This is a genomic window from Xaviernesmea oryzae (assembly GCF_900109605.1).
Classification (GTDB): domain Bacteria; phylum Pseudomonadota; class Alphaproteobacteria; order Rhizobiales; family Rhizobiaceae; genus Xaviernesmea; species Xaviernesmea oryzae.
The window spans coordinates 256,942-282,091 of the sequence record NZ_FOAM01000001.1 but is presented as its reverse complement, the minus strand read 5'-3'; the positions used below and the strand labels follow the sequence as shown (position 1 = coordinate 282,091).

Here is a 25,150-nt window from a genome sequence, read left to right as displayed (position 1 = left end):
GACGAGGCGTGGGTGAAAGGCCCACGCCAGGGAAAGGAGCGCGCCGACGACGGCGCGCCATGATCTCAGGCATTCAGGCCCGAAATACCCTCGATCGACCAATCCCAGTCATAAAGATCCTTCTCGCTCATTGTCTGGCCGGCGGCGAGGCGCACCGCGCCGCTCGCATCCTTGATCTCGCCGGCGAAGGGCGACCAGCCGCCCAGGATCTTGTCGCGCACGGCATCGGCGGCGGCGGCCACCTCCTTCGGCACCTTCTCGCCCCAGGCATCACGGTCCACACCGCCGCCGAGCGGCAGGATGAATTCGCCCGGCGCCCATGTGCCGGCCAGACGCTTGCCCACCTGGTCGACATAGAATTTGCGGAAGTCGATGATGATGGAGGAGACATAGGCGCTCGGACCGTAGCGCCGAATGTCGGTGTTCCACATCGCCGCCCAGACGCCGCGCTTTTCGGCCACCTGCAGATAGGCGGCTTCGTCCATGATGCCGAAGAGGAAATCGCAGCCATTGTCGATCAGCGCCGTGCCGGCCTGGGCGGCGGCCTGCGGGTCGAACCAGGAATTGATGACGATGGTCTGCAGCGTCGCTTTCGGATTGACCGAGCGCGCGCCCATCAGGAACGCATTGGTGGAGCAGAATACCGAGGGAACCGGGAAGGAGGCGACATAGCCGAGCCTCCCGCTCTTCGACAAATGGCCGGCGGCCACGCCGAGCACATAGGTGGGATACCAATGGGCGATATAATACCAGCCGAGATTGCCTTCGACGGTGTGGCCGTCGCATTCCAGGAAGGCGACCTCGGGCGAACGCTTGACGACCTCATAGAGGAAGTCGCCCTTGGACGAGGTATCGAAAACCACACTGGCGCCTTCCGAGACGAACTGGCGGAAGGTGCGCGTCGCATCGGCCGAATAAGGCACGTTCTCGACCTCGAGCACCTTCTTCAGCTTCGGGTAGGCTTCCTGAACGGCCAGCACACCCTGGTGATGCGCCCAGGTCCAACCTTCGTCGGAGATCGGGCCGACATGGCTGAAGGCGACGACGGCCTCTTCCTCCTTGACCGGCGCGAGCGGCGCGGCCGCCAGCGCAGGCCGGGTCACGCCCGCCGGCAGCATCATCGAGGCCGCGCCAAGCGCGCCCATGTTGAGAAATCCGCGACGCGACAATGTGCGCAGGTCGATCATGGCGAGGTCTGGTCCTTCTGACAGCAAGGACATGGCTACCGGGACTGGCGGCCATGAGAGGGCGTTCGGCTGGAGAACTTGCAAGCTTCATGCCACGCACCGGCCGTCTGTCAGGCGCGGCAAGATTTCCGGGCGAGAGGGGCATGGCGGCTTGGACGGCACAAAGCGCCCTTGAATTTCCAAGCAAAGGCCGCATAGAATGCACAAAGCATGCGCATGCATAAAATTTGTGCTGTCGCTCAAGGAAAGATCAGGAGAATGAGCATGGCGAGAGCAGGAGCCGGGGAACGGGGATCATGACGGCGCAGGCTCGTTTCACCTTCCACGGCAAGCTTCGCTGCGAGAGCTTCCAGGCCTTCGCCCGTCATCGGGCCCGCCGGCTCGACATTGCCCTTTCGCTCGGAGCCTGCGATGTGAACAGCGCCATCATGGCCGTCGAGGGGCAGCCCGATCTGGTCGATGCCTTCGAAATGGCGCTGAGCCTCGGACCGCAGGATTGTCTCGTCACCGATGTTCACCGTGAAACCACGGCCTGGAGGCCCACGTCATGAGCCGCCTTGCAACGCAATGGCTGCCGGTCGCGCTGTCGGCGGATATCGAGCCCTCGACTTCGGCCGGGCTTCATGTCGAAGGACACGAGCTGGTCGTCTGGCGCGATGCCTCGGGCAATGCCCATGTCTGGGAGGATCGCTGTCCGCATCGCGGCATGCGCCTGAGCTTCGGCTTCGTACGCGGCGATCACATCGCCTGCTTGTATCACGGCTGGCAATATGATGCGGCCGGACAGTGCCGACACATTCCGGCCCATCCACAGCTGGACGTGCCGCAGACCATTCGCGTTCCACGTTTGGCCGCACGCGAGGCTGCGGGTCTGATCTGGGCCACGGAGCAAGACAGCCTGACCTTTCCGCCGGCCGCAGAGACCGTCGCAGCTGAGCCGGTGCAGACGCTGGCGATCAACACGCCGGTCGACAGACTTGCCGACGCGCTTTCAAAAGCTGGCTGGGTCGGCGACGGCACCTTCGGTCGCCTCGATGTCGAAGGCCTGCGCCTGATCGTTGGCCTGCATCCGGCCAATGATGGCAAGGCCCTGATGCATGTTCTGGTCGAAGCCGGCATGGCCGGCCCCAGGGCACGGATCGAAGCCGCCCGCTTCGCGCAGGCGCTGCGCGACCGGATCGAGGCGGGCGTTGCGATACCCGGCGAGGCTGCCTGATGTCCCAACTGATCCTCCACGATTACGAGATGGACGAGGACAGCTACCGCGTCCGCTTGCTGATGTCCTTCCTGGGCGTGACGGCCGAGCGTGTGGCGGTCGACATGTTTCCAGGCCATGTGCATGACAGCCCCGCTTTTCGCCGGCTGAGCCCACTCGGCCTGATGCCCGTACTCGAGATCCACGGCACGCCATTGGCCGGCAGCGCCGCAATCCTTGCCACGCTGGCGGCATGTCAGGATGAGACCAGGCAATGGCTGCCGACGGAGCCGGCGTTGCATGGAGACGTCATGAGCTGGCTTACCTTTTCCGAACGTGCGCTGGCAGCGGCACGTCAGGCCCGGCTTTGCGCCCTCTTTGCTTTGGCCGGCGATACGGCGCGGATGGAAGCCGAGGCCCGCAGCGCCTTTCGCGTGCTGGAAGACCGGATGACGCTGAACCGGATCGAGGGGCGGGACTGGATTGTCGGCACGCAACCGACCATCGCCGATCTCGCGCTTTTCCCGTCCTTTGCGCTCAGCCGCGATTATGGCATCGACCACAATGACTATCCGGCGCTGCGCCTCTGGCTCCGGCGCCTGCGCAGACTGCCGGGGTTCATCACCATGCCCGGCATTCCCGATTACCACTGAAGCCCGATGCTCTCCTGAGGCACGCCGATGCTGACACGCTTTTCCGTCAAACCGCTTGCAAGCATGACTCGGCAGCTGGCCGATGTGGCCTCCGGCCGTGCTGCGCCCGATCTCGTCATTCGCGATGCCCGCGTGCTCTCCACTTATTCCGAGCGGATCCTGCCCGACCGGGAGATCTGGGTGAAGGGCGGGCGCATTGCGGCGGTCAAGCCTGCCGGCAGCTTTTCCGGCAGAGGGGCGGCCTTCTATGACGCACGCGGTGGCTTGATCGCGCCGGGGCTGGTCGATCCGCACATCCACATCGAGTCGAGCATGATCACCGCCTGCGCCTATGCGGAAGCTGCGCTCTTGAATGGAGTGACGACGATCTTCTGCGACAGCCACGAGATCGGCAATGTCATGGATGTGGCCGGCGTCGAGGCCATGCTGGAGGATGCGCGCCATGCGCCGCTGTCGATCTTCCTCACTGTGCCCAGCACCATTCCCGCCACCTCGCCGCAACTGGAGACGGCGGGCGGCGATTTCACGCCCGAAAAGATCGCCGGCCTGTTCGACCGTTGGCCGGAAGCCGTGGCGCTCGGCGAAAAGATGGATTTCGTCTCCGTCGCGATGGGCGACGAGCGGGCGCATGCCATTCTTGCCGCCGCCCTGGAGCGAGGCCGCCCGGTCTGCGGCCATGTCTATGGCCGGGAATTTGTCGCCGCCTATGCTGCCTCAGGCGTCACCGACACGCATGAGGCGATCGACCGCGAGATCGCCGACGACATGCTGGAGGCCGGCATCTGGCTGTTCCTGCGCGGCGGGCCGCCGACGACGCCCTGGCATTCCCTGCCGCATGCCATCAAGACGATCACCGAGCTCGGCGCCTCGCACAAACGCATTGCGGTCTGCACCGACGACCGCGACGCCGACGATCTCTTGACCTTCGGGCTGGACTGGGTGACGCGCCAGGCGGTCGTTGCCGGCATGCGCAAGGAACAGGCCTGGGCCATGGGCTCGCTCCATGGCGCCACGCGCTACCACATGGAAGGCGAGATTGGCGGGCTCGGCGGCGGACGGCGGGCGGATCTCGTTCTGCTGACCGACGATCTGGAGCCGGTCAGCACCTGGTATGGCGGCGAACTGGTGGTCGATCAGAAAGCGATCACTCCCGTGCTCGATCAAGCGCTTTCCAACCGCTATCGCTATCCCGAGGCCGCCTATCACACGGTGAAGCTGCCGGAGCAGGTCGTGCTGACGCCCGCGCTGCCGACCAAACCGGTGACCGCCAATACCATCCGCACCGAGCTGCCTGGCATCATCCTCGTTCACGAGAAGATCCGGCTCGAACCGGCCAATGACTGGCAGACCCATTTCGAGCGCCACGGCCTCTGCTTCGTCACCGTGATCGAGCGGCATGGGAAGTCCGCCGGCAATGTCGCCCATGGATTGCTGTCGAATTTCGCGCTGCGATCAGGCGCCGTCGCCTCCTCCGTCGGCCATGACAGCCACAACATCATCATTGCCGGCACCAATGAGGCGGATATGCAGGTGGCGCTGCGCGCCATCGAAGCACATCAGGGCGGCGCTTGCGTGGTGCAGAATGGCAAGGTCACCGCCATGGTACCGTTGCCGATCGCCGGTCTGATCTCCGACAAGCGGGTACATGCGGTGGCCGAGGAGGTGAAGCTCTTGAAGGCGGAATGGGACAAGGCAGGCTGCACCATTCCCTATATGGGCTTCAACCTGATCCCGCTCTCGGTGATCCCGGAAATCCGCATTACCGACAAAGGTCTGGTAACCGTACCGGCCATGGACATCGTGCCGCTATTCGACGCCGCCTGAGACTGCATGATAAGAGCCTGATTCGGCCGAACCGGCCCAGACATCGACCGCAAGCATCCGAACGCCAGAAAGCCCATGACGCAGCCCGATCTGACGATCCTGGTCATCGACGAAAACGCCATCCGCGCCTCGATCATCGAGGAGGGCCTTCGCGAGGCCGGGCATTTGCGCGTAACCGTCATTCATGAGGTCAGCGGCGTCGCGCGGGTGATCGAGACGCTCGAACCCGATGTGATCATCATCGATATCGAAAATCCCAATCGCGATATGATGGAGCATCTGTTCCAGCTCACCCGCATGGTCTCGCGGCCGATCGCCATGTTTGTCGACCGCGCCGACACGGCCTCGATCGAACAGGCGGTCGAGGCCGGCGTCTCGGCCTATGTGGTGGACGGGCTGAAAAAGGAGCGGGTGAAGTCGATCCTCGACATGGCCGTCAGCCGTTTCAACGCCTTCAGCCGCCTGCAGCGCGAACTGGCCGATGCCAAATCCGCGCTGGAAGCGCGCAAGGTGATCGAGCGGGCCAAAGGCATCCTGATGAAGATGCGCGGCCTGTCGGAGGAGGAGGCCTTCGCGCTCCTGCGCCAGACGGCGATGAACGAGAAGAAGAAGATGATCGAGATCGCCCAAAGCGTCGTGACTGCCGCGGGACTGTTGATGTGATGACCCCCTGTCCTCCCCGCTTTGGCACCCCTTTCTCTTGCAGGCAGTTTGGTCATGACCTTCCTTGAGTCCGATGCCGGTTCCACGCTTTCCGCGCCCGCTCTTGTGGGCGAAGACGGTCCACGCGTCTTTCGCGCCGGCTTCATCCCGCTGGTGGATGCCTCCGTTCTGATCGCGGCGGCCGAATTCGGCTTTGCCGCGCGCGAGGGGCTGGCCATCGATCTGGTGAAGGACGTTTCCTGGGCCAATATCCGCGACCGGCTGGCCTTCCGCCAGTTCGACATCGCCCACATGCTCTCGCCCATGCCGGTGGCCTCCATGCTGGGGCTCGGCTCTAACCCCTCGCCGACCATCGCGCCCTTCTCGCTCGGGCGCGGCGGCAATGCCATCACGCTGTCCATCCGGCTTTTCGCCCGCATGCAGGAGACGGGGTTGCTCGGCCCGCAGGAAGACGCGCTCGCCAATGCTCGCGCCCTGGCTGCCGTGCTCAAGAGCCTTCGCGAACGCGGCGAGGCGGTGCCGACCTTCGGCGTCACCTATCCCTTCTCCTCGCATCATTACGAGATGCGCTACTGGCTGGCCGCCGGCGGCATCGATCCGGATCGGGACGTCAAGCTCGTGGTCGTGCCGCCGCCGCTGACCTCCGATGCGCTGGCTGCCGGCGCCATCGACGGCTTCTGCGTCGGCGCGCCGTGGAACATGGTGGCCAGCGCGCGCGGCGTCGGCCGCATCGTCGCCGCCAAGCAGGATATCTGGCCCTCCGCGCCGGAAAAGGTGCTGGGCTTGCGCCCCGATTTCGCGGAGAAGCATCGAGAGCATGTGCTGCGCCTGCTCGTCGCGCTCGACGCCGCCGCGCGCTGGTGCGACGACCGCGCCAACCACACCGCCTTGGCCGAGGTACTGGCCGAGCCGCGCTATCTCTCCACCCCGGCCGAGCTTCTGCGCCATGTTCTCTCGGGCGAATTCGGCCTCGATGACCAGGGCAACCGGCGGATGATCCCGGACTATATCGGCTTTCACGCTGGGCACGCGAACTATCCGCGGCCGAGCCAGGCTCTGTGGATCTACAGCCAGATGATCCGCTGGGGTCAGACGAGCTTCAGCCATGCAGGGCTCGATGCGGTTCTCTCGGCCTATCGTCCCGATCTCTACCGCGCAGCACTCGGCGATCAGGCGCCTGACACGACGCAGGATCTGCGTGCTGAAGGGATGGAGGCAGACGATGGCTTCATGGACGGCCATGTCTTCAACCCGGCCGATATTCCCGCCTATGTCGCCGCCTTTCCGGTGCGCGCCGATACCGGCCTCAGCTTCGACGACGAGAGCTGAAGCCTGGACAACAAGACTGCCTTCGATCGGGCATTCTAGAAATGCTGCACATTCACGATGCATGAATTTCAACGCAGCGCGTGGCAGCTGCATAAGAAATTTGCACTGCATCATATCAAGCCGCTCCAGCAGGCCGGGAGTCTTCCCATAATTTTATAAATAAAAATAGATACTTATAAAAAATAACTGAAACTGGCACGGCGTTTGCTTCCTATAAAACGCGCCTGTCAACGAGGATGGGGACGCAAGAGGGGCCGTGCGAGACGGCTCATCGCTGACACCGACGTCGCAAGGATCTGCCTGCGGGAGAGAAACTCTCCGCTTCAAGGCAACTCCGAGCGGCGTTTTTTTATGCCCGAATTTCCGCCTCCGGCCATCCGCGCCCCATCCAAGAGGACCGCGCCTCCCATGACCAAGCTTTCGAGCACACCCCGCTCCTCCGCCTCCGGCCTCAACCGCCGCGACCTTCTGAAAATCTCCGCCGGCGCCGCCTTGGTGACGGCCATCCGCTCCGCCTTTCCATCAGGCGCTTTCGCTGCTGCCCCCGCGCCTGAAGTGACTGGCGTCAAGCTCGGCTATATCGCGCTGACCGACGCCGCGCCGCTGATCGTCGCCAAGGAAAAGGGCCTGTTCGAAAAATACGGCCTGCCCGATGTCGAGGTCGCCAAGCAGGCCTCTTGGGGCGCCACGCGCGACAATCTGGTGCTGGGCGGGGCGGCTGGCGGCATTGACGGCGCCCATATCCTCTCGCCGCTTCCCTATCTCCTGCACACCGGCAAGGTGACCCAGAACGGCCAGAAGGTGCCGATGGCGATCCTCGCCCGGCTCAACACCGACAGCCAGGGCATTTCCGTCGCCAAATCCTATGCCGACACCGGCGTGACGCTCGATGCCTCCAAGCTCAAGGCCGCCTTCGAGAAGAAGAAGGCCGAGGGCGGCGAGATCAAGGCGGCCATGACCTTCCCCGGAGGCACGCATGACCTGTGGATCCGCTATTGGCTGGCTGCCGGCGGCATCGATCCGGACAAGGACGTCTCCACCATCGTGGTGCCGCCGCCGCAGATGGTCGCCAATATGAAGGTCGGCAATATGGACGTGTTCTGCGTCGGCGAGCCGTGGAACGAACAGCTCGTCAACCAGGGCATCGGCTTTACCGCCTGCACCACGGGCGAGCTGTGGAAGGGCCATCCGGAAAAGGCGCTAGGCATGCGCGCCGACTGGATCGAGAAGAACCCGAAGGCGACACAGGCGCTGCTGATGGCGGTGATGGAAGCCCAGATCTGGTGCGACAGCATGGCCAACAAGGAGGAGATGTCCGCCATCCTCGGCCGCCGCCAGTGGTTCAACGTGCCGCCGAAGGACGTGCTCGGCCGCCTGAAGGGCGACATCACTTATGGCAATGGTCGCGTCGTCAAAGGCACCGACCTCTACATGAAGTTCTGGCAGAACGCCGCGTCCTACCCCTTCAAGAGCCATGACACCTGGTTCCTGGCCGAGAACATCCGCTGGGGCAAGCTCGCGCCGGATACCGACATCAAGACGCTAGTCGATGCCGTCAACCGCGAGGATCTCTGGCGCTCGGCCGCCAAGACGCTTTCGGTCGCCGACGCCGATATCCCGGCCTCCACGTCGCGCGGGGTCGAGACCTTCTTCGACGGCAAGACCTTCGATCCGGCCGATCCCTCCGCCTACCTGAAGAGCCTGTCGATCAAGGCCGCCTCCTGACCCACGGCAGGCCGCCCTCCATAGGGCCGCCGCCGCTCTCCCTCTTTCGTCAAGGAAACCTGCCATGTCCGCATTGGCCCCCATCCCCTCCGGCTCCGGCCCAAGCACGAGTGCCGACCGCAAGGCCGCTGGCTCCGCGCGCGCCACGACCGGCACCGTCGTCGCGCTGTCCCGCCGCCCGCAGCCGCGCTTCAACCTCAAGCGGATCGGCCTAGGCCTTGCCCAGTCGGTTCTGCCGCCGCTCGTCGTCCTCGCTTTGCTCGTCGGCCTTTGGCAGGTCCTCTGTTCGGCGCCCGATGCCTCCCTGCCCTCGCCTGCCACTGTCTGGGAGCAGAGCCGCGACCTGATCGTCTCGCCCTTCTTCGACAATGGCTCGCAGGATATCGGGCTCGGCTGGCGCGTGCTGGTCTCGCTGCAGCGCGTGGCCTATGGCTTCGGCCTGGCCGCCATTGCCGGCATTCTCGTCGGGGCCGTCATCGGCCAGTCGGTCTGGGCCATGCGCGGGCTCGATCCGATCTTCCAGGTGCTGCGCACCGTGCCGCCGCTCGCCTGGCTGCCCCTCTCGCTCGCCGCCTTCCAGCAGGCCAATCCGTCGGCCATCTTCGTGATCTTCATCACCTCGATCTGGCCGGTGATCATCAACACGGCCGTCGGCGTGCGCAACATTCCGGCAGACTACCGCAATGTCGCGGAGGTGCTGCGGCTCAACCAGATCGAGTTCTTCTTCAAGATCATGCTGCCGGCCGCCAGCCCTTACATCTTCACGGGGCTCCGGATCGGCGTCGGCCTCTCCTGGCTCGCCATCGTCGCGGCGGAAATGCTGACCGGCGGCGTCGGCATCGGCTTCTTCATCTGGGATGCCTGGAACTCCTCGCGCCTGCCCGACATCATCGTCGCCCTCGTCTATATCGGCGTGGTCGGCTTCATCCTCGACAAGCTCGTCGCCTTCGCCGCCCGGATCATCACCCGCGGCGCGGCCACCAACTGAGGAGCAAGGCCATGACCGCCTATCTCAAGCTCGACCATATCGACAAGCATTTCGACCGCGCCGGCGCCCGGACCGAGGTGCTGAAAGGCATCAACCTGACGATCGACAAGGGCGAATTCGTCTCGATCATCGGCCATTCCGGCTGCGGCAAGTCCACCATGCTGAACCTGATCGCCGGCCTAACCAAGGTCTCGGCCGGCGCGGTTCTCCTGGAAAACCGGGAGGTCAACGCCCCCGGCCCGGAGCGCGCCGTGGTTTTCCAGAATCATTCGCTGCTGCCTTGGCTGACCGTCTACGACAATGTCAATCTCGCCGTCTCCAAGGTCTTCGGCTCCAAGAAGACCAAGGCCGAGCGCCATGACTGGGTAATGCACAATCTCGATCTCGTGCAGATGGCCCATGCCGGCGACAAGCGCCCCGCCGAGATTTCCGGCGGCATGAAGCAGCGCGTCGGCATCGCCCGCGCACTCTCGATGGAGCCGAAGATCCTGCTGCTCGATGAGCCCTTCGGCGCGCTCGACGCCTTGACCCGCGCCCATCTGCAGGATGCGGTGATGGAGATCCATGCCCGGCTCGGCAACACCATGGTGATGATCACCCACGACGTGGACGAGGCCGTGCTGCTCTCCGACCGGATCGTCATGATGACCAACGGTCCGGCGGCGCGCATCGGCGAGGTGCTCTCTGTGCCGATCCCCCGCCCACGCGACCGCATCGCGCTGGCCGCCGACCGAACCTATCTCAAATGCCGCGAAGCCGTGCTGAAGTTCCTCTACGAACGCCACCGCTTCGTCGAAGCCGCGGAGTGACCGTCATGACCGCTCTCAACCCCCAAAAGCTTGTAATTATCGGCAATGGCATGGCGCCGGGCCGCATGCTGGAACATCTCCTCGAACAGGCGCCCGGCGCTTATGAGGTGACGATCTTCAACGCCGAGCCGCGCGTCAATTACGACCGCATCATGCTCTCCCCCGTTCTCTCGGGCGAAAAGAGCTTTGAGCAGATCGTCATCCATGGCGACGACTGGTATCGCGGCCATGGCATCACGCTGCACAAGGGCGCCCGCGTCACCGAGATCGACCGCGCCGCCAAGACCGTGACCTCGGCCAATGGCGTCACTGCATCTTACGACAAGCTGGTGATCGCCACCGGCTCCCTGCCCTTCATCATCCCAGTTCCCGGTCATCAGCTTCAAGGCGTCGTCGCCTATCGCGATCTCGACGATGTCGACCATATGCTTGCCGCGGCCAAATCGGGCGGTCGGGCGATCGTCATCGGCGCCGGTCTTCTGGGTCTTGAGGCTGCCTATGGCCTGAAGCGGCAGGGCATGGAGGTCACCGTCATCCATCTGATGCCGACGATCATGGAGCGCCAGCTCGATCCGGCCGCTGCCTATCTGCTCGAAAAAGCGCTCAACGAGCGCGGCATCGAGATCATCACCAAGGCCAACACCAAGCGCGTTCTCGGCACGGACAAGGTGGAGGGCATCGAGCTTGAGGATGGCCGGGTGATCGAGGGCAGCCTCGTGGTCATGGCCGTCGGCATCCGCCCGGCAGCAGGTCTTGCCAAGGAGGCCGGGCTTGCCGTCAATCGTGGCATCGTCGTCGATGACGGCATGATGACCTCGGACGCCTCGATCTTCGCGCTCGGCGAATGTGCCGAGCATCGCGGCATGTGCTACGGCCTGGTGGCGCCGCTCTATGAAAGCGCGCGGGTTCTGGCCGACCGTCTCTCCGGCGGCGCGGCGGAATATCACGGCTCGGTGACCAACACCAAGCTGAAGGTCACCGGCATCAATCTGTTCTCGGCGGGCGATTTCGCCGAGGGCGAGGGACGCGAGGAAATCGTGCTGCGCGACGCCAACGCCGGCATCTACAAGCGCCTCGTCTTGAAGGACAACCGCATCATCGGCGCGGTGCTTTATGGCGAGACGTCAGACGGCTCCTGGTTCTTCGACCTGATGAAGAAGGCGACCGATATTTCCGCCATGCGCGACACGCTGATCTTCGGCCAAGCCTATCAGGGGGGCACCCCCCTGGACCCTATGGCGGCCGTTGCAGCCTTGCCGGATGATGCGGAAATCTGCGGCTGCAACGGCGTGTGCAAGGGCAAGATCACCTCTGCCATCACCGGCAAGGGGCTGACCACGCTCGACGGCGTGCGCGCCCACACCAAGGCATCCGCCTCCTGCGGCTCCTGCACCGGCCTTGTCGAGCAGCTGATGGCGCTGACGCTCGGCGACAGCTACAACCCCGCCGCCGTCACTCCGATGTGCGCCTGCACCGAGCTTGGTCATGACGATGTGCGCCGGCTGATCAAGGCCAAGGGGCTGAAGAGCATCCCGGCCGTCATGCAGGAACTGGAATGGAAGACCTCCTGCGGCTGTGCCAAGTGCCGCCCGGCACTGAACTACTATCTCGTCTGTGATTGGCCGGACGAATATGCCGATGATTACCAGTCGCGTTTCATCAACGAGCGCGTCCACGCCAATATCCAGAAGGACGGCACCTATTCGGTCGTGCCGCGCATGTGGGGCGGCGTCACCAATGCGGCCGAGCTGCGCGCCATCGCCGATGTGGTCGACAAGTTCGAGATCCCGATGGTCAAGGTCACCGGCGGCCAGCGCATCGACCTGCTCGGCATCGAAAAGGAAGACCTGCCGGCCGTCTGGGCCGATCTCGGCAAGGCCGGCTTCATCTCCGGCCAGGCCTATGCCAAGGGGCTGCGCACCGTGAAGACCTGTGTCGGCTCCGACTGGTGCCGCTTCGGCACGCAGGATTCGACCGGGCTCGGCATCCGCATCGAAAAGTTCATGTGGGGCTCCTGGACCCCGGCCAAGCTGAAGCTGGCAGTCTCCGGCTGTCCGCGCAATTGCGCGGAGGCGACCTGCAAGGACATCGGCGTCATCTGCGTCGACTCCGGCTTCGAAATCCACTTCGCCGGCGCGGCGGGCCTCGACATCAAGGGCACGGAGGTGCTCGGCCTCGTCAAGACCGAGGACGAGGCGCTCGAACATATCGTGGCGCTCACCCAGATGTATCGCGAGCAAGCCCGCTATCTCGAGCGCATCTACAAATGGGCCAAGCGCATCGGGCTTGACGAGATTCGCCGCCAGATCCTGGAGGATGGCGAGAAGCGCCGCGCCTACTACGAGCGCTTCGTCTTCTCCCAGCAGTTCGCGCAGGTGGACCCCTGGTCGGAGCGCGTCTCCGGCAAGGACAAGCACGAGTTCAAGCCCATGGCGACGGTCGGCTTCGAAGCTGCAGCCGAATGACGCTTTGCCGCCTTTCCGGCACGCGGAACGGCGGCGGCATCCCCTTCGGCCAGACGAATCTGGCCGCCTAAGTCCCCTGTGAAGGAGCAGACCCATGAGCTGGATCACCATCGGCGAGATCGACGACATTCCCCAGCGCGGCGCGCGCTGCATCAAGACCCCGGCCGGCAAGATCGCCGTGTTCCGCACTGCCGACAATGCCGTCTATGCCATCGAAAACCGCTGCCCGCATAAGAACGGCCCGCTGTCCGAAGGTATCGTCCACGGCGCCGCCGTCACCTGCCCGCTGCACAATTGGGTCATCTCGCTCGAAACCGGCGAGGCGCTCGGCGCGGATGAGGGAGGCGTGCGCACTTTTCCCGTTCGCAACGAGAACGGCCTGCTGTCGATCGCGCTTGCCGAGCCAGCGCTGGCGGCGGCGGAGTAGAGGACGATGTCAGCCCGCCCGCTCGATCTCCTTGCGCGCGCAGCTTGCCAGAAAGGCCGAGCGCGTCAGCCCGCGCTTGGCCGCCGCGGCATCGATGGCCCGCAGCGTGCCGGCTTCGAAGGTGACATTGGCGCGCACGACACGGACGTCGTCCTCGATCAGCGGCACGCGGATCAGGAAAGCCCCCTCAGCCAGCTCCTGGCGAAGGTCCGGACGGGCGAGCAAAACGTCGATGGGGGTCGGCTCCGGCAGCTCTTCATCCTCCGCCCACAGGCGCAGCGCCTCCACCGCCTTGTCGATCAGGTCGCCCTCCTCGTCGGCGGCGGAAAACACCGAGGGCAGATCCGGAAAGGACAGGCCGAAGGCGCTGTCGGGATCCTTGTGAACAAGGGCGAGATAGGACCGCATGGACTATCCTTTCACTCTTCGGCGGAAGGCTCGCTCAGCCAGCCCGCCTGGCGCGCGATGCTCCGCGCCGTGCCGAGCGGCAAATCCTTCTTCGGGTGTGGCACGATGACCGTTCGATCATCCTTACGAAACTTGTGGTGCGAACCGGAGATCTTGACGAGCGTGAAGCCGTCATCCTTGAGCCGCTGGATGATCTTGCGGCTGTCACGCTCCATCCGCGCCTCCATCAATGCGTATTTAAATACGCATTTCCAGTCGCTTCAGCAAGCCCAGCCCGTTCCATCCGCGATCCCGGTCTGCCGGAGAAAGCTCCGCCATGGCCGTTGAAACCAAGACCACCTGCCCCTATTGCGGCACCGGCTGCGGCGTCATTGCCCGCCGTGAGGCCGATGGCCGGGTTTCCGTCAAGGGCGATCCGGATCATCCCGCCAATTTCGGCCGGCTCTGTTCCAAGGGCTCCGCACTCGGCGAAACCGTGGATCTCGACGACCGGCTGCTACACCCGGAAATCGGCGGCCGGCGCGCCTCCTGGGATGACGCGCTGGATCTGGTGGCCGACCGTTTTCGGACGGCGATTGCCGAGCATGGGCCGGATGCGGTGGCCTTTTATGTTTCCGGCCAATGCCTGACCGAAGACTACTACGTCGCCAACAAGCTGATGAAGGGCTTCATCGGCTCGGCCAATATCGACACCAATTCGCGGCTCTGCATGTCGTCTTCGGTGGCCGGCCATCGCCGTGCCTTCGGAGCGGATACGGTGCCGGGCACCTATGAGGATCTGGAGCTTGCCGATCTCGTGGTGCTGACCGGCTCCAACCTCGCCTGGTGCCATCCGGTGCTCTTCCAGCGGCTGGCGGCGGCCAAGGCGGCGCGGCCCGAAATGAAGGTGGTGGTGATCGACCCCCGCCGGACCATGACCGCCGAGATCGCCGATCTGCATCTGTCAATCCGCGCCGATGGCGATGTCGCGCTCTTCCTCGGCCTGCTCAGACATCTGGCGGCCCATGACGCGCTCGACCGCACCTATATTGCCGCCCATACTCGAGGCTTCCATGCAGCGCTGGCCGAGGCGCTGGCGCTTGACGACGCCGAGCTTCAGGCGCTCACCGGCCTGACGGCGAGCGAGACCGACGCCTTCTTCCGCCTTTTTGCCGACACCGAGAAGGTCGTCACCTGCTACAGCCAGGGCGTCAATCAATCCTCGGCCGGCACCGACAAGGTCAATGCCATCCTCAATTGCCATCTGGCGACAGGGCGCATCGGCAGACCGGGCATGGGGCCGTTCTCGCTGACCGGCCAGCCAAATGCCATGGGCGGGCGCGAGGTCGGCGGTCTCGCCAATATGCTGGCGGCCCATATGGCGCTCGAAAACCCCGAGGACCGGGACCGCGTGCAACGCTTCTGGAAAGCGCCCGTGATTGCCGATCACGCGGGGCTGAAGGCGGTCGATCTCTTCCGTGCGGCGGCTGACGGCAAGATCAAGGCGCTGTGGATCATGGCCACCAATCCGGTGGTATCGCTGCCCGAGGCCGACCTCGTGCGCCAGGCGCTCCGCACCTGCCCCTTCACAGTTGTCTCCGACATGAGCGGGAGCACGGACACCGCCCGCGAGGCCGATGTGCTGCTGCCGGCGCTCGGCTGGGGCGAGAAGGACGGCACAGTGACCAATTCCGAACGGCGGATCTCCCGCCAGCGCGCCTTCCTGCCCGCACCGGGCGAGGCGCAAGCGGACTGGTGGCAGATCGCCGAGGTGGCCAGGAGGCTTGGCTATGGCGAGGCCTTCCCCTATCAGAGCCCGGCCGAGATCTTTGCCGAGCATGCCGCGCTTTCGGCTTTCGAAAACGAGGGCGCCCGCGATTTCGACATCGGCGCCTGGAGCCGCCGAGGTGGAGACGATTATCAGGCCATGACGCCCTTCCAATGGCCGCAGCGCCAGGACGGCAGCACGCAGGCGCGCTTCTTTGCCGATGGCCGCTTCTACCATGCCGATGGCAAGGCCCGCTTCGTGGCCGTCTCTCCCAGCGTGGTCGAGCGCCGCACGGCCGATTTCCCGCTCATCCTCAACAGCGGCCGCATCCGCGACCATTGGCACACGATGACCCGCACGGGAAAGAGCGCGCGCCTCTCCTCCCATATCGCCGAGCCCTTTTGCGAGATCCATCCGCGCGATGCCGCCGCTCTCGGTATCGAGGATGCCGCCCTGGTCGCGGTGGAAAGCCCGCTCGGCCGCGTCATCCTGCGCGCGCTGGTCACGCCCCGCCAGGCGGAAGGCGCGCTGTTTGCGCCGATGCATTGGAATGACGGCTTCGCGGCCGAAGCGCGCATCGGCGCGCTGATCCCCGGCCTGACCGATCCCCATTCCGGCCAGCCGGCCTCCAAAAATGTGGCCGTGCGCGCCCGGCCCTTCAAAGCCTCCGCCTATGGCTTTGCCGTTCTCAGGGAGAAGCCTGTCGGCCTTGATTGCGCCTATTGGGCGCTCGGCAAGGCGGAGCATGGCTGGCGACTGGAATTCGCGCTCGATGAAGCGCCCGAAGACTGGACCGGCTGGTGCCGCGACAGGCTCGGGCTCGATCCGGCCTGCGAGCCAATCGGTTATCTCGATGCCACCAGCGGCGACGTCCGCCTGGCTTTCTTTGCCGGCGAAAGACTTCTGGCCGCCGTCTATCTCGCCCGCGAACCGGTGGCCGTCGCCCGCAGTTTCGCGCTGGCCCAGCTCGGTCTCGCCCATGGCGACATGAAGACAAGGCTCGCCGTTATCGCCGGTCGGCCGGATGCCGGTCGCGCCGATCCCGGCGCCACCGTTTGCGCCTGCCTCTCCGTCGGCGTCAACCAGATCACCGCCGCCATTCGCGCCGGTGCTGACAGCGTCGAGGCGATCGGCGCCTGCCTGAATGCTGGAACCAATTGCGGCTCCTGCCGCTCCGAGATCAAGGGGATCCTCCATGCCTGTCATGCCGCTGCCGCCGAGTGAGGTCCACGCATCAAAGGCGCGCCCGGCGCGGATGGCGCCGCTGGCCAAACTGCCTGTTTTCATCGGTCTGGAAGGGCGCCGTGTGGTGCTCGCCGGCGGCGGCGACGGCGCCGCCTGGAAGGCCGAGCTTCTGCTTGCCTGCGGTGCGCAGGTGAACCTCTATTGCCCGGCCGAAGAGATGGGCGAGGCTATGGCCGAGCTGATGGCTTTCGATGGCGCGGGCGATGCCCGCCTGATCCACCACGCCCATCCCTGGCATGTCGGCATCTTTCCTGGCGCAGCCCTGGCTCTTGCGGATTGCGAAACCGAGGATGAAGGCCAAGCCTTCGCCTGTGCCGCCCGCGCAGCCGGCGTGCCGGTGAATGTGATCGACAAGCCGGATCATTGCAGCTTCCAGTTCGGCTCGATCGTCAACCGTTCCCCCGTGGTCGTCTCCATCTCCACCGATGGTGCGGCCCCGATCCTCGCCCAGGCCATCCGCCAGCGCATCGAAACGCTGCTGCCGCCGGGCTTGAAAAGCTGGGGCGAGGCGGCGCGGGCCATGCGCGACGCCGTGGCCGAAAAGCTGCAGCCCGGTCCGGCCCGCCGGCGCTTCTGGGAGCGCGTCGTGGACCGCGCCTTCACACCCGCACCGACCTCCCGGGAGGAGGCCGTCGCGCGGCTGGCCGAAGATCTCCAGGCCACGGGCCCGGCAGATGCGGCCGGCCGCGTGACGCTCGTCGGTGCCGGCCCCGGCGATGCCGAGCTTCTGACGCTGAAGGCCATGCGCGCCCTGCAATCGGCCGATATCATCCTGTTCGACGATCTCGTCTCCGCCGAGGTGCTGGAGCTTGCCCGGCGCGAGGCCAAGCGCATGCTGGTGGGCAAGCGCGGCGGGCGGGAAAGCTGCCGGCAGGAGGACATCAACGATCTGATGGTGCGCTTCGCCAAGGCGGGTAAGCATGTGGTGCGGCTGAAATCCGGCGACCCCATGATCTTCGGCCGCGCCGGCGAGGAGATTGCCCGTCTCCAGCGCGAGGGCATCGCGGTGGAGGTCGTGCCCGGCATTACGGCGGCAAGCGCCATGGCCTCGCGGCTGAAGGTGTCGCTGACCCATCGCGACCATGCCCAATCCGTGCGCTTCGTCACCGGCCATTCGCGAAAAGGCGTGCTGCCCGATACGCTCGATTGGAGCGGTCTGGCCGATCCCACCACCAGCACGGTCTATTACATGGGTGGTCGCACGGCAGGCGCGATTGCCGAACGGCTGATGGAGAAAGGCATGTCCGGCGGTACACCTGCCGTCATCATGCGCGCGGTCACGCGTGAGACGGAGCAGCGCTGGATCGGCGAGCTTGCTGATATGCCTGGCGCCATGGCGGCCATCGGCGTGGACGAGCCGGTTCTGATTGGCATCGGCGCCGCCTTTGCCGAAGCAAAGCGTGACATCGACACATCAGGCGCCGCGCATCCTGAGGCCAGTCTGCGCCGCACCGCCTGATCAGAATTCTTCCCAATCCGCCGCAATGGCAACACCGGCGGATCCGCCTGCCGTCCTCGGCACACGCTTCGGCCCAAGCGTCGCTTCCGGCTTGTGCAGGGTTTCAGAGCCAGAAGCGGCGGCGGAGGCCGACCTGACGACAGGTGCCTTCGCCACAGGAGGCTTTGCAACCTGTGACTTGACGACAGGTGGCTTGTGCAACGGTAAGGCTTGCGAACGGCTGCCCGCAGGCGACCAGCCCGAGCTGCCGGTGCGGAACTGGCCGATCTGCTCGAACAGGCTGCTGGCTTCGCGAGCGAGATCATGGCTGGCGGCATTCGACTGCTCGGCCATGGCCGCATTCTGCTGCGTGCCTTGGTCCAGCTGGCCGACCGCTTGGTTGATCTCATCGAGCGAGACGGTCTGCGCCCGGGCCGCTTCGACTACGGCCTCGACATTGCCGTTGATGTCCTGAACCTGCGCGACGATCCGCTCAAGGGCCGTGCCGGTTTCGCCGACGAGCGACACGCCATTGGCGACATGAACACTCGACGTTTCGATCAGGCCCTTGATCTCCTTGGCTGCCTGGGCGGAGCGCTGCGCCAGCGCCCGCACCTCTTGGGCGACGACGGCAAAGCCCTTGCCGAGATCGCCGGCGCGGGCCGCTTCCACGCCGGCATTCAGCGCCAGAAGATTGGTCTGGAAAGCAATCTCGTCGATCACGCCGATGATGTTGGAAATCTCGCGCGAGGAGCTTTCGATCTGGTCCATCGCGCCGATGGCGCGACGCACCACCGTGCCCGACTGCTCGGCATGGCTGCGCGTTTCCGCGACAAGACGGCCGGCCTCTTCGGCGCGGCGCGTCGAATTGCGCACCGTCTGCGAAATATCCGCCAGCGCGGAGGCGGTCTGATCCACCGAAATGGTCTGCTGCTCGTTGCGATGGGCAAGATCGTTGGCGGCGGCACGGATCTGCTCCGAGCTCGCGGCAATCGCCTGCGCATTTTCGCCAACCGCCGTCAGCGTCTCGCCGAGCTTGGCGATCGCCTCGTTGAAGTCGACCCGCAGGCTTTCCAGCTGCGGTGTGAAGCTGTGGTCTATGCGCTGGGTCAGATCGCCATCCGACAGCATCCGCAGCGCCTGGCGCAGAATCTCGACATTCTGCACGCGCGGCGTAACGTCGGTGGCATATTTGACCACCTTGAAGACTTGGCCATTCATGTCGAAGATCGGATTGTAGGTCGCCTGAATGAAGACCTTGCGCCCACCCTTGCCAATCCGCTCCACTTCGCTGGAGACGAACTCCCCGGCCCGCAGGCTTTCCCAGAAGCGGCGGTACTCCGGCGAATCGGCCAGGGATGGAGGGCAGAACATGGCATGGTGCCGGCCTTGGATCTCCGACAGGCTGTAGCCGAGCGCCTGGAGAAAATTCTCGTTGGCGGTGAGGATTTCACCCGTGGGCGTGAACTCGATCACCGCTTGGGCCCGGGAGATTGCATTGAGCTTGCCCGCATCCTCGGCCGCCTTCAGCTTCTGCGCCGTGATATCGGTCGCGAATTTGATGACGCTGACCGGCTTGCCGTTGACGATCACCGGATTGTAGGAGGCCTCGATCCAGATTTCACGGCCGCCTTTGCCCAGGCGCCGATATTGCCGCTGGTCAAATTCGCCACGGCTCATCTTGGCCCAAAAGGCCGCATAGTCGGGCGAAGCCGCATCTTGCGGATCGACGAAGAGGCGATGATGCTGGCCACGGATCTCCTCGATCGTATAGCCCATCACGTTCAGGAAATTTTCGTTCGCGCTCTGAATGATGCCATCGAGGGAAAATTCGATGACGGCATGCGATTTTTCAACAGCCGCGAGCTTCGCCTGCGTCTTGGAATTGAAGAGGGCCATGAATGATTGCCTGATCCTGAGGAACGCTCACCGCAACATCTAGCAATGCAAAGTTAGGACGCAGTTAATAATTGTAAGTAAACTTAAACATTTGGACACGCGTCATACGTTCATTGCCTGCTGTCTTTCCGGCGTGTGCCTTAGCCTTAGGGCTCGGTCGATCCCCCAGCCAGAATGCGCACGGGAATGGATTTTGCCGCCGGCACCTTGCTGCGCTCGGCATGTTGCCAAAGCGGGATGAGCGGATTGCATTCAGGATAATATCCGGCGCAGCAGCCCTCCGGAATGTTGTAGGCGGTCACGCGAAGATCGGCGACGCGCCGGGTGACGCCATCGTCCACCGCCGTCTCCAATGTGACGCGCTGACCATCCGACAGGCCAAACCGAGCGATGTCCTTCTCATTGAGAAAGAGGACCTTTCGGGTTCCGTCCACGCCGCGGAACCGGTCGGTATATTCGTAGATGGTCGTGTTGAACTGGCCGTTGGAGCGCAGCGTCATCAGTCGCAGAATATCGGGGCCATCCTCCGCAAAGCTTGCCGATAGCGCTGACGGCACCTTGAAATTGGCTTTGCCGGTCTCCGTCTCGAAGCGGCGCTCGCGCGCTGGGAGCGGCTTGTCGAAGCCACCCGGTGTCCACATGCGCTTGTTGAAGTCGGTGAAGATCTTGGGATAGGTGGCTTCGATCGCATCGCGGATACGCGCATAATCGGCCGTCCAGGCATCCCATGGGACATTCGCATTGGCCGGCAGGGTCGCCTTGGCGATGCCGGCGACGATGCGCGGCTCGGACAGAAGATGCTCGCTGGCCGGGGCGTGGAAACCCTTGGAGCCGTGGATGCAGGAGGTGCTGTCCTCGATCGTCACCGCCTGCGGCCCGCTTTCCTGTCGGTCCACTTCGGTGCGCCCCAGGCAAGGCAGGAGATAGGCCACTTCGCCATTGATGAGATGGCTGCGGTTGAGCTTGGTGGCGATCTGCACCGTCAGCCGCATGCGCGGCCAGGCCGCCTCCATCGCCTCCGTCTCCGGCACGGCACGCAGGAAATTGCCGCCGAGCCCGACAAAGGCCTTGATATGGCCGCCGATGATCGCCTCGCAGGCATCGACCGTCGTCAGCCCGTCCTCGCGCGGCGGCTCGAAGCCATATTGCTCGGCCAGCCGGTCAAGCGGCACCAGCTTGGTCTTTTCCGAAATACCGACCGTGCGCTGACCCTGCACATTGGAATGGCCGCGCACGGGACAGACGCCCGCGCCGGGTCGGCCGATATTGCCGCGCAGGAACAGGAAATTGGTCAGCATCTGAATGGTTTCGACCCCGCGCTTATGCTGGGTGAGACCCATTCCATAAATGCCGATCACGGCCTTGGCTCGGCAATAGACCCGCGCTGCGCTTTCGAGCGCCGTGCGCGTCAGCCCGGATTCTTTTTCGATCGCGTCCCAGGCGGTGCTCTGGATGAAGGCGCGGAAGTCCTCGAAGCCATGACAGTGCTCGGTGATGAAGGCGCGGTCGAGCACGCCGCCCGTGCTCTTGGCCATCGAGGCATCGTCAGCCGCCAGCACCGCCTTGCAGAGACCGGCCAGTGCCGCGATATCGCCGCCGGCCTTGACCTGATGATATTGGCTTGAAATCACCGTCTCGTGGCGGGTGACCATCTCTACCGGGCTCTGCGGATTGGTAAACCGCTCCAGGCCGCGCTCGCGCAAGGGATTGAAGGTGACGATGGTGGCGCCGCGGCGAACGGCCTCCTGAAGCGGATGCAGCAGGCGGGGCGAGTTGACGCCCGGATTCTGGCCAAAGAAGAACAGCGCATCCGCCTGATCGAAATCCGGCAGCCGCACCGTGCCGACAGGCACGCCGATCACCTCCGGCAGCGCGACGGATGTGGATTCATGGCACATGTTCGAGCTGTCGGGCAGGTTGTTGTTGCCGTAGAGCCGGGCGAACAGCGCGTACATATAAGAGGTTTCGAGCGAGGCCCGGCCCGAGGCGTAGAAGATCGCCGTCTTCGGATCCTCCTGCCTGACCGCCGCCAGCTCGCGCCCGATCTCGGCAAAGGCCTCATCCCAATCGACTGGAACATAGCGATCGGTGACCCGGTCGTAGCGCATGGGATGCGTCAGCCGGCCGGTCATTTCCAGCTCGTAATCGTCGAAGGTCTTCAGCTCTTCCAGCGTATGCTGGGCAAAGAAGTCCGGGGTGGCGCGGTCCGAGGTCAGCTCCCAGAAAGTCGCCTTGGCGCCGTTTTCCCAGAATTCCGCCGGATGCGGATCGGCGGGCTTGGCCCAGGCGCAGCTGACGCAGGCAAAGCCATGCGGCTTGTTCTGCTGGGCCAGGCCCGGCATCACGCTTGCCGGCCGCTTTGCCCGCTTGGCCTGACGCACCAGCGAAGTGACAGACCCCCAGCCCCCGGCCGGACCGCGATAGGGCTCGATCTCGGGACCCGGTTCCTTGCTCGGAGGTTGCGTCATGGATCTGAACCTTTTCAACGGCGGCAGGTGGGAAACGGCGGATATCGGGCGTGGCGGCGATGTCGGACGCCAAAACCCCGGCTGCGCCTAGCATCCGAAGGCGGATGCGTGTCGAACCGGGGTCGAAGGACACGGCCACGCCGGTGAAGAACCAGCATGGCCCAATCTTTTAATGCGGCAACGTCAGCTGCGTGTGGACGCCGACATCCGGCTCCTTGTTGGTGAGATTGGCCTTGGCGATCTCCCAGCCGAACCGCACCGAGCTGCCGGTGGAAGCCCAGATCGAAACATCCTCGATGCGCAGGCGCAGCATGGTCAGAAGCGGATCGTCCTTGCCATTCTCGTCGTACCAAGCGGCCACCAGCGGCGACCAGAACTTGTCGACATGCTCGCGCGACAGCTCCTCATCGATTGGGCCGGCCAGGCAGGCGTGATAGTCGTGGTCCTTGCCGATCACGCAGAAATGGGCGCGGTCACCCGTGCGAACGGCCTGGACCAGATCCGTATCGGCCTTGGTATAGAACCAGATCGAATTGGTTTCCTTCTCGATGAAGGGGGCCATGGGCTGCATGTGCTGATGCGAGTCCTCCACGCCGAGCATGCCGGCATGGATGTTCTCGACAACGTCCCAGAGCTGCTGAAGCGGATCGTTACGGGTCTTGGTCAGGTCAACCATCGTCATTCTCCCTCTCGTGTCAGATCAGCATCATCGGGTGCGCGTCAGGCGGCGCGGCGGTCGTGGCGGCCTTCCTCGACCTCCTCGACGATCTTGTCGACAAAAGCATCGAGATCGTCGGGCTTGCGCGAGGTGATGATGCCCTGGTCGGTGACCACGGGTGCATCTTCCCAGACACCACCGGCATTCTTCACATCGGTCTTGATCGAGGGGTAGGATGTGACCTTGCGGCCCTTCAGCGCATCGGCTTCCACCAGCAGCCAGGGACCATGGCAGATGGCGGCGACGACCTTGCCAGAGGCCACGAAATCGCGCACGATCTGCACGGCCGTTTCATCCTTGCGCAGGATATCGGGATTGATCTGGCCGCCCGGCAGGACCAGCGCATCAAATTCGTCGATTTTCACATTCTTGGTTTCAAGGTCGACATTGACCGTGTCGCCCCAGTCCTTTTCATCCCAGCTTTTGATCGGGTCGGCCTTGAGCGACGCGATCTTCACATCGGCGCCCCGCTCTTTCAGCTTTTCCAGGGGAACGCGCAGTTCGGATCGCTCGTAGCCATCAGTTGCGAGAATCAGGATCTTGGCGGAATTGATCGAAGGCATCGTCTAACCTCTTTGAATTCGGTGTCGAACGGTTCGCCCAGACAACGGCGCCCTCCGGATTTCGTTCCAAAAAAGGAAGCATGCCGCTTGCCCGCCAGCGCAGCCTTGACGGTCAGTCAAATAGAACATATGATGAACAATCATGAAGAAGTCGCTGAACGAACGGCTGGCGATCCTTTCGGACGCCGCGAAATACGATGCGTCCTGCGCCTCGAGCGGAACGGCAAAGCGTCACGCGGGTGGACCCGGCGGGGTCGGCGGCCTCGGATCGACAGAGGGCTCGGGCATCTGCCATGCCTACGCGCCGGATGGGCGCTGCATTTCGCTCCTGAAGATCCTGATGACGAATTTCTGCATCTTCGATTGCGCCTATTGCATCAATCGCTCGTCAAGCAATGTCGAGCGCGCCCGCTTCAGCGTCGAGGAGGTCGTGTGGCTGACGCTGGAATTCTACCGGCGCAACTATATCGAGGGCCTGTTCCTGTCCTCCGGCATCATCCGTTCTTCGGACTATACGATGGAGGAGATGGTGCGCATCGCCCGGGAATTGCGCACCACCCATTCCTTCCGCGGCTATATCCATCTGAAGACCATTCCGGAGGCCTCACCGGCCCTGATCGAGGAGGCCGGGCTTTATGCCGACCGTCTCTCGATCAATATCGAACTGCCGACGGATACGGGCATTGCAGCCTATGCGCCGGAGAAGCGGCCGGCCGAAATCCGCAAATCCATGGGCAATGTCCGCCTTCTGATCGAGGAGGCGGGCGAGCCGACCTTGAAGACCAAGAGCCGCAAGCGCTTTGCCCCGGCCGGGCAGAGCACGCAGATGATCGTCGGCGCCGATCAAGCCGATGACGGCACGATTCTCTCCACCAGCGCCCGTCTCTATGGCAGCTACGGCCTGCGCCGCGTCTATTACTCTGCCTTCAGCCCGATTCCCGATGCCTCTCGCGCCCTGCCCCTGGTCAAGCCGCCCTTGATGCGCGAGCACCGGCTCTACCAGGCCGACTGGCTCTATCGCTTCTATGGTTTCGAGATGCGCGAGCTTCTGGAACGCCGGCCCGACGGCATGCTGGACCTCAGCCTCGATCCGAAGCTTGCCTGGGCGCTGGCCCATCGCGAGCGCTTCCCTGTCGATGTCAACCAGGCGGATAAAGAGATGCTGCTGCGCGTGCCGGGCTTCGGCACCAAGGCGGTAAAATCGATCCTCTCCGCCCGGCGCCTGCGCCGCCTCGGGCTGGATGATCTCGCGCGCCTGCACGTCTCGGTGAAGAAGGTGAAGAGCTTTATCGTCGCGGAAGGCTGGACGCCGCATCGGCTGATCGATCGGCCGGACTTGAAAAGCCTGTTCGAGCCCAAGCCGGAACAGCTTTCGCTTCTGTGACATTTCCGGGTCATC

At 64.2% G+C, this 25,150-nt stretch carries 21 protein-coding genes; 14 read left to right on the top strand and 7 right to left on the bottom strand.

Going from position 1 to position 25,150, the window contains the following annotated elements:
* Nucleotides 1-65: 65 nt before the first annotated feature.
* Nucleotides 66-1,187, bottom strand: a complete 1,122-nt coding sequence (locus tag BMX61_RS01155; RefSeq protein ID WP_075627274.1) for a BMP family ABC transporter substrate-binding protein — start codon at nucleotides 1,185-1,187, stop codon at nucleotides 66-68.
* Between the two features lie 296 nt (nucleotides 1,188-1,483).
* Here BMX61_RS01155 and BMX61_RS01150 point away from each other — a divergent pair, with 296 nt between their 5' ends.
* From BMX61_RS01150 to nirD, 11 genes are all read left to right on the top strand, one after another.
* A complete protein-coding gene (locus BMX61_RS01150) occupies nucleotides 1,484-1,738 on the top strand; it encodes a hypothetical protein (protein WP_075627275.1) in 255 nt (84 codons plus the stop codon).
* Complete coding sequence (locus BMX61_RS01145) at nucleotides 1,735-2,403, top strand: Rieske (2Fe-2S) protein (RefSeq protein WP_075627276.1); 669 nt, start codon at nucleotides 1,735-1,737, stop codon at nucleotides 2,401-2,403. The genes BMX61_RS01150 and BMX61_RS01145 overlap by 4 nt, the downstream gene beginning before the upstream one ends.
* A complete protein-coding gene (locus BMX61_RS01140) occupies nucleotides 2,403-3,035 on the top strand; it encodes a glutathione S-transferase family protein (protein WP_075627277.1) in 633 nt (210 codons plus the stop codon). The genes BMX61_RS01145 and BMX61_RS01140 overlap by 1 nt, the downstream gene beginning before the upstream one ends.
* 27 nt (nucleotides 3,036-3,062) lie before the next feature.
* Nucleotides 3,063-4,859 (top strand): adenine deaminase, encoded by a 1,797-nt coding sequence (locus BMX61_RS01135; RefSeq protein WP_075627278.1) that lies wholly within the window; start codon nucleotides 3,063-3,065, stop codon nucleotides 4,857-4,859.
* A gap of 75 nt (nucleotides 4,860-4,934) precedes the next feature.
* Nucleotides 4,935-5,522 (top strand): ANTAR domain-containing response regulator, encoded by a 588-nt coding sequence (locus tag BMX61_RS01130; protein WP_075627279.1) that lies wholly within the window; start codon nucleotides 4,935-4,937, stop codon nucleotides 5,520-5,522.
* Between the two features lie 54 nt (nucleotides 5,523-5,576).
* Nucleotides 5,577-6,851 carry a CmpA/NrtA family ABC transporter substrate-binding protein gene (locus BMX61_RS01125; protein ID WP_075627280.1) on the top strand — a complete coding sequence of 425 codons (1,275 nt, stop codon included), beginning with the start codon at nucleotides 5,577-5,579 and terminating at the stop codon, nucleotides 6,849-6,851.
* Nucleotides 6,852-7,259: 408 nt separating this feature from the next.
* Complete coding sequence (locus tag BMX61_RS01120; protein WP_075627281.1) at nucleotides 7,260-8,576, top strand: CmpA/NrtA family ABC transporter substrate-binding protein; 1,317 nt, start codon at nucleotides 7,260-7,262, stop codon at nucleotides 8,574-8,576.
* A gap of 64 nt (nucleotides 8,577-8,640) precedes the next feature.
* Nucleotides 8,641-9,564 (top strand): nitrate ABC transporter permease, encoded by a 924-nt coding sequence (gene ntrB, locus BMX61_RS01115; RefSeq protein WP_075627282.1) that lies wholly within the window; start codon nucleotides 8,641-8,643, stop codon nucleotides 9,562-9,564.
* A gap of 11 nt (nucleotides 9,565-9,575) precedes the next feature.
* The gene (locus BMX61_RS01110) at nucleotides 9,576-10,373 is read left to right on the top strand and encodes an ABC transporter ATP-binding protein (protein ID WP_075627283.1); all 798 of its coding nucleotides are present in this window, start codon (nucleotides 9,576-9,578) and stop codon (nucleotides 10,371-10,373) included.
* Between the two features lie 5 nt (nucleotides 10,374-10,378).
* Complete coding sequence (gene nirB, locus BMX61_RS01105; RefSeq protein WP_075627488.1) at nucleotides 10,379-12,838, top strand: nitrite reductase large subunit NirB; 2,460 nt, start codon at nucleotides 10,379-10,381, stop codon at nucleotides 12,836-12,838.
* A 94-nt stretch (nucleotides 12,839-12,932) separates the two neighbouring features.
* The gene (nirD, locus tag BMX61_RS01100) at nucleotides 12,933-13,265 is read left to right on the top strand and encodes a nitrite reductase small subunit NirD (RefSeq protein ID WP_075627284.1); all 333 of its coding nucleotides are present in this window, start codon (nucleotides 12,933-12,935) and stop codon (nucleotides 13,263-13,265) included.
* Between the two features lie 9 nt (nucleotides 13,266-13,274).
* Here nirD and BMX61_RS01095 read toward each other — a convergent pair whose 3' ends face one another.
* Complete coding sequence (locus tag BMX61_RS01095) at nucleotides 13,275-13,673, bottom strand: type II toxin-antitoxin system HicB family antitoxin (protein WP_075627285.1); 399 nt, start codon at nucleotides 13,671-13,673, stop codon at nucleotides 13,275-13,277.
* A gap of 11 nt (nucleotides 13,674-13,684) precedes the next feature.
* Entirely contained in the window at nucleotides 13,685-13,888 is a 204-nt protein-coding gene (locus tag BMX61_RS01090) for a type II toxin-antitoxin system HicA family toxin (RefSeq protein ID WP_075627286.1), read from the bottom strand.
* Between the two features lie 101 nt (nucleotides 13,889-13,989).
* On the opposite strand from BMX61_RS01090, the gene BMX61_RS01085 reads away from it, so the two are divergent.
* Both BMX61_RS01085 and cysG read left to right on the top strand, forming a co-directional pair.
* A complete protein-coding gene (locus tag BMX61_RS01085) occupies nucleotides 13,990-16,644 on the top strand; it encodes a nitrate reductase (protein ID WP_075627287.1) in 2,655 nt (884 codons plus the stop codon).
* Nucleotides 16,616-18,124, top strand: coding sequence for a siroheme synthase CysG (gene cysG / locus BMX61_RS01080; RefSeq protein WP_075627288.1), 1,509 nt, complete (start codon nucleotides 16,616-16,618; stop codon nucleotides 18,122-18,124). The genes BMX61_RS01085 and cysG overlap by 29 nt, the downstream gene beginning before the upstream one ends.
* On the opposite strand, the gene BMX61_RS01075 is transcribed toward cysG, so the two are convergent.
* The 4 genes from BMX61_RS01075 to BMX61_RS01060 form a co-directional block, all read right to left on the bottom strand.
* A complete protein-coding gene (locus BMX61_RS01075; protein ID WP_075627289.1) occupies nucleotides 18,125-20,002 on the bottom strand; it encodes a methyl-accepting chemotaxis protein in 1,878 nt (625 codons plus the stop codon).
* A gap of 146 nt (nucleotides 20,003-20,148) precedes the next feature.
* Nucleotides 20,149-22,470 carry an FdhF/YdeP family oxidoreductase gene (locus tag BMX61_RS01070; RefSeq protein WP_075627290.1) on the bottom strand — a complete coding sequence of 774 codons (2,322 nt, stop codon included), beginning with the start codon at nucleotides 22,468-22,470 and terminating at the stop codon, nucleotides 20,149-20,151.
* A gap of 169 nt (nucleotides 22,471-22,639) precedes the next feature.
* Nucleotides 22,640-23,146: a pyridoxamine 5'-phosphate oxidase family protein gene (locus tag BMX61_RS01065; RefSeq protein ID WP_075627291.1), complete on the bottom strand. Its 507-nt coding sequence runs from the start codon at nucleotides 23,144-23,146 to the stop codon at nucleotides 22,640-22,642.
* 44 nt (nucleotides 23,147-23,190) lie between these two features.
* Nucleotides 23,191-23,751, bottom strand: coding sequence for a type 1 glutamine amidotransferase domain-containing protein (locus BMX61_RS01060; RefSeq protein ID WP_075627292.1), 561 nt, complete (start codon nucleotides 23,749-23,751; stop codon nucleotides 23,191-23,193).
* Between the two features lie 142 nt (nucleotides 23,752-23,893).
* Here BMX61_RS01060 and BMX61_RS01055 point away from each other — a divergent pair, with 142 nt between their 5' ends.
* On the top strand, nucleotides 23,894-25,135 hold the full coding sequence (locus tag BMX61_RS01055; protein ID WP_075627293.1) for a putative DNA modification/repair radical SAM protein: 1,242 nt from the start codon (nucleotides 23,894-23,896) through the stop codon (nucleotides 25,133-25,135).
* Nucleotides 25,136-25,150 lie beyond the last annotated feature (15 nt).

Excerpts from the sequence above, each read along its gene's own strand:
- BMX61_RS01155 (WP_075627274.1), bottom strand. The coding sequence starts at position 1,187 with ATGATCGACCTGCGCACATTGTCGCGTCGCGGATTTCTCAACATGGGC.
- BMX61_RS01150 (WP_075627275.1), top strand. The coding sequence starts at position 1,484 with ATGACGGCGCAGGCTCGTTTCACCTTCCACGGCAAGCTTCGCTGCGAG.
- BMX61_RS01145 (WP_075627276.1), top strand. The coding sequence starts at position 1,735 with ATGAGCCGCCTTGCAACGCAATGGCTGCCGGTCGCGCTGTCGGCGGAT.
- BMX61_RS01140 (WP_075627277.1), top strand. The coding sequence starts at position 2,403 with ATGTCCCAACTGATCCTCCACGATTACGAGATGGACGAGGACAGCTAC.
- BMX61_RS01135 (WP_075627278.1), top strand. The coding sequence starts at position 3,063 with ATGCTGACACGCTTTTCCGTCAAACCGCTTGCAAGCATGACTCGGCAG.
- BMX61_RS01130 (WP_075627279.1), top strand. The coding sequence starts at position 4,935 with ATGACGCAGCCCGATCTGACGATCCTGGTCATCGACGAAAACGCCATC.
- BMX61_RS01125 (WP_075627280.1), top strand. The coding sequence starts at position 5,577 with ATGACCTTCCTTGAGTCCGATGCCGGTTCCACGCTTTCCGCGCCCGCT.
- BMX61_RS01120 (WP_075627281.1), top strand. The coding sequence starts at position 7,260 with ATGACCAAGCTTTCGAGCACACCCCGCTCCTCCGCCTCCGGCCTCAAC.
- ntrB (WP_075627282.1), top strand. The coding sequence starts at position 8,641 with ATGTCCGCATTGGCCCCCATCCCCTCCGGCTCCGGCCCAAGCACGAGT.
- BMX61_RS01110 (WP_075627283.1), top strand. The coding sequence starts at position 9,576 with ATGACCGCCTATCTCAAGCTCGACCATATCGACAAGCATTTCGACCGC.
- nirB (WP_075627488.1), top strand. The coding sequence starts at position 10,379 with ATGACCGCTCTCAACCCCCAAAAGCTTGTAATTATCGGCAATGGCATG.
- nirD (WP_075627284.1), top strand. The coding sequence starts at position 12,933 with ATGAGCTGGATCACCATCGGCGAGATCGACGACATTCCCCAGCGCGGC.
- BMX61_RS01095 (WP_075627285.1), bottom strand. The coding sequence starts at position 13,673 with ATGCGGTCCTATCTCGCCCTTGTTCACAAGGATCCCGACAGCGCCTTC.
- BMX61_RS01090 (WP_075627286.1), bottom strand. The coding sequence starts at position 13,888 with ATGGAGCGTGACAGCCGCAAGATCATCCAGCGGCTCAAGGATGACGGC.
- BMX61_RS01085 (WP_075627287.1), top strand. The coding sequence starts at position 13,990 with ATGGCCGTTGAAACCAAGACCACCTGCCCCTATTGCGGCACCGGCTGC.
- cysG (WP_075627288.1), top strand. The coding sequence starts at position 16,616 with ATGCCTGTCATGCCGCTGCCGCCGAGTGAGGTCCACGCATCAAAGGCG.
- BMX61_RS01075 (WP_075627289.1), bottom strand. The coding sequence starts at position 20,002 with ATGGCCCTCTTCAATTCCAAGACGCAGGCGAAGCTCGCGGCTGTTGAA.
- BMX61_RS01070 (WP_075627290.1), bottom strand. The coding sequence starts at position 22,470 with ATGACGCAACCTCCGAGCAAGGAACCGGGTCCCGAGATCGAGCCCTAT.
- BMX61_RS01065 (WP_075627291.1), bottom strand. The coding sequence starts at position 23,146 with ATGGTTGACCTGACCAAGACCCGTAACGATCCGCTTCAGCAGCTCTGG.
- BMX61_RS01060 (WP_075627292.1), bottom strand. The coding sequence starts at position 23,751 with ATGCCTTCGATCAATTCCGCCAAGATCCTGATTCTCGCAACTGATGGC.
- BMX61_RS01055 (WP_075627293.1), top strand. The coding sequence starts at position 23,894 with ATGAAGAAGTCGCTGAACGAACGGCTGGCGATCCTTTCGGACGCCGCG.